This is a genomic window from Roseicella aerolata (assembly GCF_020523605.1).
Taxonomy (GTDB): domain Bacteria; phylum Pseudomonadota; class Alphaproteobacteria; order Acetobacterales; family Acetobacteraceae; genus Paracraurococcus; species Paracraurococcus aerolatus.
The window spans coordinates 1-12,486 of sequence record NZ_JAJAQI010000030.1 but is presented as its reverse complement, the minus strand read 5'-3'; the positions used below and the strand labels follow the sequence as shown (position 1 = coordinate 12,486).

The window sequence follows — 12,486 nt, the reverse complement described above, 5'->3', positions numbered from 1 at the left end:
GCGCGCCCCGGCCTCGCCGGTCAGGCCAGCCCCAGTTCCGTCGCCTGGATCTGCATCGCCAGGTATTTCGAGTACATCCGGCATTGCGAGAAGGAGCCGCCGGTGAACCACAGGCCGGGCTGCGGCGTGCGCACCCACATGTTGCGCAGTTCCTGAGTCTCCTCATCGAATCCCCAGACGCGGCCGACGCGCTGTGCGACGTCCGGGCCGAAGAGCTGGCCCACCAGGTGGTCCGGGCCCTTGTAGCCGGTCGCCAGCACGACCAGCTCGCCGGGCAGCGTCCGGCCGTCCTTCATCTGCACGCCCGCGGCATCGAAGGACTCGATGTCGTGGTACTGAATCAGCCCAATCTCGCGCTTCACGATCAGGTCGGAGGCGCCGACATTGAAGTAGTAGCCGCCGCCGCGGGTGCGGTACTTCAGTGGCCAGCCGGTGCCGTCCTCGCCGAATTCCAGCCGGAAGCCGGCGCGCTCCAAGCCTTCCAGCAGCTCTGCATCCAGCTCCCGCGTCTTCGCCGTCAGCAGCTTGTGCGCCTGCTTCATGACGTCGCGCGGGAAGGAGGTGTTGATGAGGTCGCGGTCCTCCAGCGTCGGGCCTGGTCCGTAATAGATGCCGTCATAGAGCTGCGCGCTCGGCTCGACATTCACCACCAGGGTCGGGCTGCGCTGCACCATGGTCACCAGGGCGCCGTTGCCGTGCAGGTCCTGCGCGATGTCGTGCGCGCTGGTCCCGGTGCCGAAGACGAAGACCGGCTTGCCGCGCCACTCGGCGCCATTCCCGAAGCGGCTGGAATGCACCACCTGGCCGCCGAAGCGGTCCAGCGTCGGGATCTCCGGCAGGTTCGGCGTGCCGCTGACACTGGTCGCCATGACGATGTGGCGCGGGCGCATGACGCGTTCACTGCCGTCTGCACGCTTCAGCCGCGCGGTCCAGCACCCTGCGGCGGCGTCGTACTCCGCACCCTCGAAGCCGGTCAGGGTCCAGACATCGATCTCCATGGCCTCGGCATAGAATTCGAGCCAGTTGGCAATCTTGTCCTTCGGGATGTAGTTCGGCCAGGTCTTCGGGAAGGGCAGGTAGGGCAGGTGGTTGCTGTAGACCTGGTTGTGCAGCTTCAGCCCGTGATAGCGCTTGCGCCAATTGTCACCGATGCGCTCGTAGCGGTCCACGACCAGCGCCTCCACCCCGATCGCCCTGAGCGAGGCCGCAGCGGTGAGGCCCGCATGGCCGCCGCCGACGATCAGCACCGCCGGGTCGCGGCCTTCGTAGCGCAGCGAGTCCTGCCGCTTGTCCAGCCAGTTGGGGCCGTGCCAGTCCCGCTCGAAAGCAGGTTCCTCGCGGGAGAGGCGCACCGTCTCCTCGTCATGGCCGGCAATATGGTGGAGCGAGGTCATCAGGGTCCAGGCCCACGGCGGGTCCGCCGCCGCATCGGCGCGCTTGAGCCGCAGAATGCCGGCGCCCGGGCCGATCGCGGTCTCGAAGCGCAGGATCGCCTCGACCGTCTCCTCGCCCGCACGCTCAACGAAGCGCGGGGGAAAGCGATCCTGGTCGATGGCGAAGCCCCGCGCGGCGCGGTCGCCCGCCGCCGGCAGCAGGGCGGCGGCGGCCGCGTCCCGCCCACTGACGGTCGCGATCCGCCAGGTCAGGCCCAGTATGTCGCGCCAATGGCCATCCGGCCGGAACAATGCGCCGATCTGCGCCGGATCCCGCGCTTCCAACGCCGCGTTGAAGCGGGTGAGCCAGGCTTCGACGACCTGGTCGGCACGCATATCCGCACCCATGGCCATGGGGGTTCCTCTGTCTTGCTTCCTCGGACGGCGGACAGGTTAGGGGGAGTCCGGCCGGGGCGGCAAATCAGGGAGCGCTGGCGTCTGAGCCGCTCCAAGGGCTGTCGCCTCCCGTGCAGCGGCCATGCAGCCGGGCCGGCCGGGGTGGCGCGACGGCATGGGGCCTTCCGGCATGGCGGCAGCCGAGGCTTCCGCCTTCCCGGCCCAAAGGGGCAACCCGGCCCGGCCGGGATGCCCCCGCGGTCTAGCCGGCGTCCCTGGAATGCCGGGGCCGGTTCGGCCGCCACTCCCGGCTGCTGGTCGGACTCGGGCCGTCGGTTGCGTGCGACTTCGAACTTCTCATCGGGTCGACATGGCTGTGCTTCTCATCGCGCTCCCCGCCACCCCCGGAGCGTTGGCTGACCCTCGGATTGGTGCTCACCGCGCCATCGGGATGTGGTTGCGTCGGATCGGGCATCGGCTTGGTCGCGTCCTCATGGCTTGCGCCCGGACCGCCCCAGCGATGGGTGTTCGGATGCTTCTCCGGCATGCTGTGCGCGGCTCCTCAGAGCACGCCAAGCAGCAGGAGAACCAGGATGATGGGGATCGGGATCCCGATCAGCCAAAGCAGTCCACCTTTCAGCATCGTCATCCTCCGTCCAATGGTTCGTCACGAACGTGGTGGCAGCGCATGGGGTTGCGTTGGACGGATGGATGGCGTTCCCGATTGTGCTCGGCCGCGGTCAGCTTGGGCCTTGAGGGAAGGTCTCAACCTGCGCGTGGTGATCTGGGCGGGGCGCTTTTGAAGAGGTCGTGGCAAGCGGCCCGTTCAGGCCGACCGGCGGCATGGCCCATCATGGAGCCAAAGGAGATTCCAGGGTGACACGGGCCGAGGACGCGCGACCCGATCTGGAAAGTCTCTGGCGGCCTTGCTCGTTCTCCCTGGGATTCGCCAACTCTCCGACAGTCCCGACAAGGAGGCGGACAGGGCAAGGCCGTGGCGCAAGCGCCGTGCCGCCTCGGTCGCGCCCGGTTCAGCACGACACCGTCCTTCCCCCAGCCTTCGGCTGCCGGAAGAGTCCGGCCGGTTCAGCCCCCTGCGAGGGTGTCGAACCAGGTTTTCCAGTCGGGCACGGCGCGCGTGAAGGTGCCGCGGTGGGAGGTCGGGCCGGTGGAGACGGCCTCCACCTTGTCGTTGCCGATCGCCCGCTGGAACTCCATCGCCAGCCTGCCGAGGCCGATGCTGATGACTTCGTCCCGTTCGCCGTAGTGGTTGCGCACCGGGGTGCGGATGACCCAGCGATAGGCCTGGTTGGCGGCCATCAGGCGACCGAAGCCGGATTCGGCGAAGAAGCGCGGATCGAAATAGGCATCGGCAACCAGGCTGCGCAGATCGGTCGGGACCTGCGCCGGATCGACGGCCTGGCCCTGATAGGCGCGCAGGCACAGGTCATAGTGCTCAGGCTTCAGGATGGAGCGCGCGAGCCCTGGCGCACCATAGTAGTTCTCGAAGGAAAAGGAGGAGAGGATGAAGAGCGTGGTGATCCAGGGCGCGTCGATCGGCCGTGGGAAGTTGAGGAAGCCGTTCAGCGCCACCCACGGGTCGACCGGTGCGCTGGCGGTGGCGGCGGCCTGGACCGGCATGCCGATCTGCTCCAGCCGTTCGAGCAGCGCCATCGTGACGTAGCCGCCCTGCGACCAGCCGGCCAGGAACAGGCGCGAGTCGGAAAGCCCGTTTGCCCGGAGCACCGCGCGGGCGGCGGTGATGAAATCGGCTGTTGCCTGCTGGTGGCTGCCCTTCACCATGTAGCCTTGCGGTTCGGTGGACTCGCCCATGCCGATGTAGTCGGCACCGATCAGCGCGTAGCCCTGCCCGGCGAATTGCGCGATCATCAACCCTGTCTCGGGCGATTGCTCGGGGAAGGAGGGAACCTCCTGTTTCCCGTAGACCGTGCCGTGCTGATAGGAGAGGAGCGGCAGCGTGGTCTGGCTGGTCTCCGGGAGAGCGACCAGGCCGGTGAGGATGACGGGCCTGTTGCCGCGCTCCGGCACAACGGACGGGTAGCTGACACGATACAGCCGCACCGCGTTGCGCGCCGGGCTGTAGGTGACGGGCAGCCCCGAGAAGGCAGGCGTGTCCGCGGAGAGAATGCGATTGAGCCGCTCGGTATCCCAGCGCGCGATGAGGCGGTGGCTGACGCCGCCGGATGTCGGCTGCGCGGTGGCTGACTGGGCGGAGGCGGGCTGCGCGGCAGCCGGCGAGGACGCCAGGGCCACCGCCCCGAGGCCGAGACTGGCGGCCGCGCTGGCCATTTGCCGGCGATTCACGCCATGCGGCGACTGGTCCTTGCTCATGGCGTCCCTAATCGGCCTCGTTCCCCGCCCGCATGGCGCGCCAGCGGTAACATTGCGCCGATCTTGAATCAATGATTGTTGAGGGTGGTGCGGCGCAGCACAGGAGTTCCTGTGAGGAGGTGCGATCCCGCCGGCGCAGCGCGGCAGCGACGATCCCGCGCGCGTCGCTCAGAACAGGCGGGCACGGCACGTCTGCGCCTTGGCTGACATACGGAGGGGAGCAGACCGGGGAGTCCTGCAGTGCGAGTGCAGGACAGCAATGGCGGAGGGAGTGCGTCCAGATTCGAACCGTTTCCTGATGCCGGGCTCAGGAGGTCCTGACCCTTCGCAAAGCCGCCCCGGCCGGACCTGAGTCCTCGTCGCGAGGCACGCTACACCGGACACGCAACGGTCAGGTTCCGGCACCGGGCATGAGACCCAGCCGGGCTACGCTTATCGCGTTGATTCAGCGCGATCTACGTGCTTCAAGTTTCTCTCGACCCGACGTTTTTCAACCTAGGTGCTGGATTGGACTTCTCGAACACGCCGCGATTGGCTCCGCAAGCAAAGCACCGGACGGAGCGAAGAGATCCTCAATCTCTGGAAGCAACGCTACTCAAGCTTCCGGCACTTGGAACTGTGGAGGCCATCGTCGAAGATCGTGGCTTCGGCTTCTTCAAGTGCGATTCAAAGACAGACAAACTTTTTTTTCACATCACTACCAATCTGGTTGGTCGTCGCGATTTTTCCGGCATAGCGGAAGGCGGCCGGATATTGTGTCAGCTAGGGAGCAACCCTCGTAAGCCTGGGCAGAAATGCGCAGTACGATGGGCACATGTCGACGATCTAGACTGGAGCAATGTCGCGCCACCCGAGGATCAGCAGAAGCTCGATGCGGCGCGACGAGATGTCTTGCGCAAGAGATCATTCAACGACTTACAGAACCGCGTGGCAGCCGATTGGTATTTAAGGTTGTGGAAGGGTGAAGCGCCGGCAGATCTGCACGATCCGGTCCTCGAGGCGATCTGGCGAGAAAAGCTTGGCCAACTTGATCCGGAAACACTTCGTAGAGCTCGGATTTCGGAGAAATTGCAGCATTGCGTGTATGATTTTGGGGCAAAACTGGATCCTGCCGATCCGCACTGTTCTGTAGAAGATCTGCTCACGACCTTCCAGCCCGATCAACTGGCAGTGTTGGGAGTGCCAAAAAACGCGTGGGTGTCCTCCGCTAGTGAAGCCAATAAAAGTATCCTTTTGGAATGGCTTCTTCTAAGCGCCGCCTCGCCCGAAATAGGCACTGACTACGAAGATTGGTTCAAAGGAGACGCGAAATATGAGGCTGCGGCTGCGGAGCGATTCCTTGACCGCGGAAAGTTTCTGCCCGGGATCGCGCGGCAATGGGTCTTCGATTTGGCGAACAAAGGTCTGATTTCTCAAGCCTATATCGACCATCTTGCCACAGAAGATCGTGCTGCGGCGGCCGTCCTATTTAAACGGCTTTCGGCTGGGGCTCGGAACAGCGCGCTTGCAGCATGGAAGCAGTCACCTGACTTGCTGGCGCAGGCGCTGGAAGACAGACCTGAACTCGGTCCACAGATCGCAGTAAGCCGCGCACTGGCGATCGACCTAGAAACCGATGGTGAGCATATCTGGGAGGTGGGGTGCGCCCAAGGTGATGTGGCAACCCGTCTGCATGATGAGCGGAGTGGCACAGATCTTTCCGCCGCTTTGACCGATCTCGCCAGCCGCGTGCGCGATGCCTCCGTTGTTGTCGGTCACAACATTCTAACGTGGGACTGGTCGATCCTTGCACCACGGCTAGCGCTCGACGCCGAACCGTTGATCTGGGACACGCTGCTGGTGAAGTGCCTGTTGGAGCCGCAGTCGGCTTCTCATGCGCTTGGCGGAACGCACCGTGCAGAGGCGGATGCCGAGGCGACACTCGCGCTATTCGCGCAGCAATTGGCACAGCTGCCACCGGCCTTCGCCGCGCAGGTATTGACTGGACAGTTTCACAGCGCCGGCGAATTGATGAAGGCGATAGCCACTGCTGTCGCGAGCGCAGGTTCGCTTGCGCGCCACGCGCCGCAGATCCTGCGGGACTGCGGTCATGAGCCGCCAAGGATCCTGCTGCTGCCCGAGGGGGCCATCCGCAACATGGATTGGGTTCCGGGCGTGTCAGTCGTTCAGGTGGACCCGCAGCAGCGTCTGCCGCAGCCGTTTTGGCAGATCGACGCAACACGCCTCGAAGCGCAAATCACTGTCGAGCAGAGGAGAAACCCATTCACTCAGGTGCTGCTGGCACTTGCCAAGCGAGCACATGCTGAAGACATCGCGCTGCGCCGGAATATGCTGCCTGTATGGTTGTTGGAGTCCTTTCCCGAGTTGTCGGCGGCGGTCGACAGAGCCTGCGTGATTCCAGAAGTGGGAGAAAGGACCTGTCTCTCTCCCTTGCCAAATTCGGCTGAATGGTGGGCACAAGCCAACGCCTCTTCGGTGCGGGCAATGCTGCCGAATGGCCCCGTGTTGATTGTCGACCGGTCGACTTCGCTCGACGACAAGATAGTAGGGCCCCATGGGCAGAATGCTGCCTGCTTGTTGCGCTTCAGCGGGTTGTTGGCAGAGAGATGGGTGTTCCGGGACCGCCCTGCCCAGCTTTTGAATTTGCGGGGGGGATGGCAAAGTTTCCGCACGGTGAAGGTGCCAAAGTCGCTCACCGTCGACTTCCAGTCGCCTGTCGCCCCTACCTGCCGGCCGGTTCTTGCTACGCGGCAGCATCCGGTACTGCATCCCGGTTCTCAAGACCAGGCGACGTATTGGACCGGGGTATTGCAGTCGTTCCGAGAAGCGGTGGCCTCGAACGCCGGCGCAATACCTGTATTGCTGATCGGCAGCACCGCAAGTCGTGAAATGATCGGTTTGTTGGCGACTGTGCTCGCAGAGATCGGGATGGGTGAAATCTGTCCCGCCCACCGCAGTCGGCGCGAGCATCTGAGGCGCGCAGCGCAGAGCGGGTTCGTCATCGTGGACGTCGCGGACCGCTGGCAGGACTGGCAGTCATTAGCCGTTGAGGCGGGGATAGCGCTGCAACCTGTTGTCGAGGCGCTTCCGGTAGAGGAGTGGTTCGCGCTTGAAGATGCCGCGACACGAGGCACCAACACCGATGAGGAGCGGCGCGCCGGATACGGGGCATCCGCACCACCGGCCGAGATGGTCGCCGTGTCGGGCGCCGAGCTGCTCGAGGCACTGCCGAACCTCATCGGACACCATCTCGCGCCCTGGCTGAGGCGAACCGGGCTGGGCCTGTCCGACCGAGCACCGATAATCATCGATCCACGTGCCGACGCAATCAGTTTTCAGGTCCGAGCGTTTATGGAAATCCGGCCATTGACCGGGTCTCCTCTACCGATGGCGCAGCGGGCGCGGCTGGACGTCGTCTTCGCTCCGCTTCAAATCACGCGCGAAGAGGCGCCATCCGACCTGGCGTCCATGCAGACTTTCCTGGTCGCCAACTGGCAACCGTCGGGCAAATCCGGAGGAAATGCGGTCACTGGCTTCAAGCCGACACAAGAACTGGCAATGGAAGCGATCCGCACCCGAGCGAACGATGTGATGGTGGCGTTGCCGACCGGCGAGGGCAAGTCGGTGCTTTTTCAGGTGCCGGCGTTGTGCAGGGGCTTGCGGAACCGAAGATTGACGCTGGTGCTGTCCCCACTCAAGGCGCTGATGCGGGACCAAGTTGCGAGGCTACACGAACAAGGATTCGCCGAATCCGTCGACTATCTCACCAGCGACCGATCGTCTTTCGAGAACGCGGAAGTTCTGCAAGGCGTGCTCGACCACCGGATTGTCTTGCTGTACGTCGCACCAGAGCGGCTGCGGAACGCGACATTCGTCGATGTCCTTGACCGGAGAATGCAGTCAGATGGCGGGCTGGAATACGTGGTGTTCGACGAGACCCACTGCGTCAATCAATGGGGGTACGAATTCCGGCCAGATTATTTCTATGCATTCCATTGCCTTCTGCAGCGATTACGGGGCATCGGCCGTGGCCAAGGCGATGTTACGCCATTCCTGCTCCTGTCGGCGACGATCACAGCGTCCGATCGTCGGAATTTAAGGGAAATTCTCGATGTTGGATCGAGCGGCGGCGCTGTACTACCACTGAAAATCTGCCCTGATCCCGAGACCTTTCCCAACCCTCTTCGGTCTCACATTCAAGTCGAACCCCTGCAGGTCCGGGGAAACATCTTCGACAATCAGGATTTTGAAACCGCACTGGCCGAGCGCCTGCCGTACCTGGTCGACGTGGTGCGGAAGGCGCAGCAGAATCGCGAAGCAACCGGCCAGCGCAGCGCTGTCATTGTGTTTGTTTCCCGTCGCGCGCATGCCGAGGACGTTGCGAGCCGGCTCGCAAAGGCTGTGACATGCGATGTCGAGTGCTTTCATGCGGGACTGGATTCCGCCACACGCGACGACACCTACTCCCGCTTTCGCGACGGGAACCTCGACGTTCTTGTTGCCACCAAGGCATTTGGCATGGGGATGGATATTCCCGACATCCATTGGGTCGTCCATCTGTCACCACCAGCCTATTTGGAAGACTATCTGCAGGAAGTCGGCCGCATTGGCCGTGGCGTCAACGAACGAAAACGTGCGGGACTTCGTAGACTAAGCGCCGTGATGCTATTTTCGCCAGCAGACTTTGAAAATAGCCGTAATCTGCGTGCAACTAACCAACTTCGGGCGCCTCAGATTGGTGACATTGAGGCCGAAATTGTCAAACGCGCCCAGGAGATCGGCGGACAGAAGATCGCCTTTGTGCCGCAGCACGGATTTGAGCCCTACAAGAGCGCATCGCAGATGCGCGCGAACGCAACGCGGCTGCGCATGGCACTGCATTGGCTGGAGAAGGCGGAGCACCTCACTCAGCTTGGCATGGTCGCTGATCTTGTAACGGTCGATCTGTTTCCGACAAAGCTGTCCGAGCTTGCCAAAGAGCAGTCAATCGTAGGGGCGGTCGCACAGGCCGTCCTGTCGCTGGCGTCTGAGCCGAAAGAGGATCACACCGGCGAAAACCTAAGGCCATCCCCGGCGGAGAGTAAGGGAATTCTCGGCACTCTGCTTCAGCGGCTGTCAGACATGATCGGTGTGAGAGTTGACAGGCCTCGGGAAGTGGCCTCGCAACACTTCGTATCTACGCCCGATTTAGGGGCCGTCATTAATCTTTCTCAGCTCCGTATGCAGTGCCGGATCAGGACCATGGACGATACCATGGCATGCCTGGTTGACCTTCAACGCCGTGGCGGGCTGGTGCTCCGCTGGACACTCGAATTCGCTAAACGCCCATTGCTGTCCGAACATCCCGAACGGATTGATGCCTTGTTTCGAACCGTTGGAGGCGCCGTACGGCAACTGATCCGGCAGCTTGGGACGAAGGGGCGAGCCGAATTCGACCCCTTTCAATGGTTGGACGAATCGGATTGGGGCTTGGCTGACCCCGAACAGCTAGGCGCCGCAAGCCGCAAGGAGAAAGCGGAATTAGAGGCGCGACTGAAGCGCTATAGACGCGCTTACCTGCACGGATTTCGCTCTCTTGCCCGCGCGAGCGGCGTCCGGCTCGAGCAAGCAGTTCGGGAGGAAAGTGAAGGAGTCGTCTGGCGGGGATCGCTTGCTCGGTCCAAGGGCAGGACTGCACTTGATCGATGCGATGAGGTTCTGGGCATGGCTCCATCGCTTCTCTCGATCTTTGCTGAGGCAGAAGAATCAGGCATGCATGCCGAAGTCTATGCTTTGATTCGCAGGGCCCAAGAGGCACATCCTCACAAGCGGTTCCACAGCGCAGACCTTGAGGCATTGCTTCGCCTGTTCTCAGCGATGAATCTGGTAAGTACGCAGCCAGATTTGGTTCCACTTTCTTATGTGCTGGCGCTTCATAATGTGCCGTCGGGACTGGAGGCTCACCCAGAACTTGTTGAAGAGTTGAACGGGGTGAATGATCTGGCAGAGACCCGAATCTTTGCAATGGAGGTCTTCGCCAATTTGCCAGAGCAGGTCCGAGAGTCCTTCATCGGCGGCTATTTCGCTAAGGCGAATGCGGGCGAGATCAAGGGTTTTCTAGAAGCGCAGCTTGGCGAAATTGAAGACGACGGCGAGAATTCGTCCTCCTTCATCGCAGAGAAGCGCGATCAACTGCGCGCCACCAAAGCCAGCGAGTTTTTCTCCCGGTTCCAGCAATCAGAGGAGCCCGCGCAATGGGAGGCCATCCGGTATCCATTTGACCGGCATCTGATTGTGAATGCAGGTCCGGGAGCAGGCAAGACCTCTGTGCTCGTCGGCCGCATTGCGCATCTCATTCGGGAGCAGCACGTCAAGCCGTCCGAGATCATGGTGCTAGCGTTCAATCGCGCCGTGGTCTTTGAAATCAAGCAGCGCGTTCGCGAATTGTTTCGATCGCTCGGTTACGCAAGTTATGCCGGGCAGGTGCGGGTTTCCACCTTTCATTCGCTGGCAATGCGCAGCCTGCACGAGGCCGAAGGCCGCGACGAACAGAACCGCTGGGACGATCTGCTGACTGTTTTTGCCTCCAAGCTGTCTTCGAATGCGCAAATCCGCGAACGGGTGGCGGGTGGCTGCCGTAGCATTTTGGTAGATGAGTTCCAGGATGTGACCGAGGACGTCTATTCGATCATCCGCACCCTCTATCTGGGAAGCGGAAGCCGCGCGGGGGTGATGGTGATCGGGGACGACGATCAGGACATCCTCCGCTGGCAACGCAGGAACACAAGCCAAGGCGGCAGCGAGTTTTCTGAGGTTTTCTTTGACCGGTTTAAGACGGATTTCGGGGGTGAGAAGCTGCAGACGCTTGATCTAAAGGTAAACTTTAGGTCGGGAAAAGAGATTGTGGACTTGAGTCAGAGGATGATCTCGACCTTTTTCTCAAAACACACGATTTCTCGGAGACTAAAAAATACGCGGTTGCGTCAATGCGATGGCGCAGCCGCAGATCGCTGCGAGCGAATCGACTGGCGCGGTAAGAGTTGGCACGAATCCCTTGATAGGGTTGCAAACATCTGTGCTCGGCTGCTTACGGAAAATCCGGGCTCGCTCGCTGTGCTGTGCCGCTCTAACAGCGAGGTTGCTCAGGTTCACCACTACCTTAAGCATAGAATCCATAGGCTCGCAGTCCAGAGCGGCGCCAATATGCGGATCGGTTGTTTGCGGCACGTCGGACATTGGATTGATTTCGTCGAAGCCGAGATCATCGCGCAGGATCGGCTGCTCACTCAGTCAGTCAAAGAAGAATTGTTGGGCAGCTTTAGGGAAAAGTTCATCATCCCCGAAACGAGATCAGCAGATGATCCGGGCGTCGACCTTTCTATTCTTTGGGAGCTGTGCCGCGAAGAACATGCGTTGCCTCACCTTTCGAATTTGGTCCGCTTCATAAAAGACCTGCAAATTGATGAACTTCAACGCCTTCAAGGGTCCCGTCGAGGGGGCACGAGCTCGGTAGTGTCGACGATCCACAAGGTGAAGGGGTTAGAGTTCGACAATGTTGTCATTGTGCCGTCCAGGACAGGATTCGGCGAAGATTCTGCGCCGGTCGCTTCGCTCGAAAAGGATGCTGTAGAGGAAGCTCGGCTGCTTTACGTGGCGATGACACGCGCGAAGACGCGATTGGCTTACCTGGTCGGTGATCGTGAGTACGATTGGGCAGCCTCTCCTCCACGTCAGTTTGCGGGGCAAAACGGACGGAGTCGGGTCTTGGCGGGGGGGCTCGATGAAGTCGGCTTGGGTTGGGCGATGCAGATGAGCTCGTTCAACCCCGACCCTGATGACTGCCAGCGCTACATCGAACAAGAAGTCTGTGTTGGAGATCCGATTTTTCTGGGAGGTCTTGGCTCAGGTGCCAACAAAGGGTTCATGCATGTCGGGAAGTCAGGAAAATCGCGGCAGATTGGGTTTCTTGCGAAGAAGTATGGGGCTGGCGACAGCACCGCAGATCTGAAGGTAAGTGCCGTGGTTCGGTACAGTCCGGATGAAAAAGATTGGGCGATAACTGGGAAGCTGGTCAGGGAACGCGGGTGGGGATATGCCGTGCTGGTCGCGGGGCGACTTCGATAGGATCGGGTTACCGTCAGCAGGATTTCAGATGGACGGGACCGCGGTCCACCGTTTGGCAGGCGAGATGGCGGTGCCCCCGTTCCGCTTCCGGAAGTCTCTGCCTACGGCACCCGCCGCTTCGTCACCGCCACCGATAGCGTGGCTGTTGATTGCCACTGAGAGCTGACCCGGGATTGCCATGAGGATTTGACCCGGGTTGTGGCTGGAAGTTCGGGGTTTTCGGCTTCTGTCAGGTGGGTTGTGGCCTCCTTTCGTGCTTGGC

Annotated in this window: 3 protein-coding genes; 1 reads left to right on the top strand and 2 read right to left on the bottom strand. The window is 61.8% G+C overall.

The genetic code is table 11. The features are described 5' to 3' along the window. Positions 1–20 precede the first annotated feature (20 nt). A complete protein-coding gene (locus LHA35_RS18280) occupies positions 21–1,781 on the bottom strand; it encodes a flavin-containing monooxygenase (RefSeq protein ID WP_226610691.1) in 1,761 nt (586 codons plus the stop codon). A 1,074-nt stretch (positions 1,782–2,855) separates the two neighbouring features. Next, entirely contained in the window at positions 2,856–4,121 is a 1,266-nt protein-coding gene (locus LHA35_RS18275) for an alpha/beta hydrolase family protein (protein ID WP_226610690.1), read from the bottom strand. Positions 4,122–4,739: 618 nt separating this feature from the next. Here LHA35_RS18275 and LHA35_RS29000 point away from each other — a divergent pair. Further along, positions 4,740–12,224 carry a UvrD-helicase domain-containing protein gene (locus LHA35_RS29000; protein WP_226610688.1) on the top strand — a complete coding sequence of 2,495 codons (7,485 nt, stop codon included), beginning with the start codon at positions 4,740–4,742 and terminating at the stop codon, positions 12,222–12,224. The last annotated feature ends 262 nt before the right edge of the window (positions 12,225–12,486 follow it).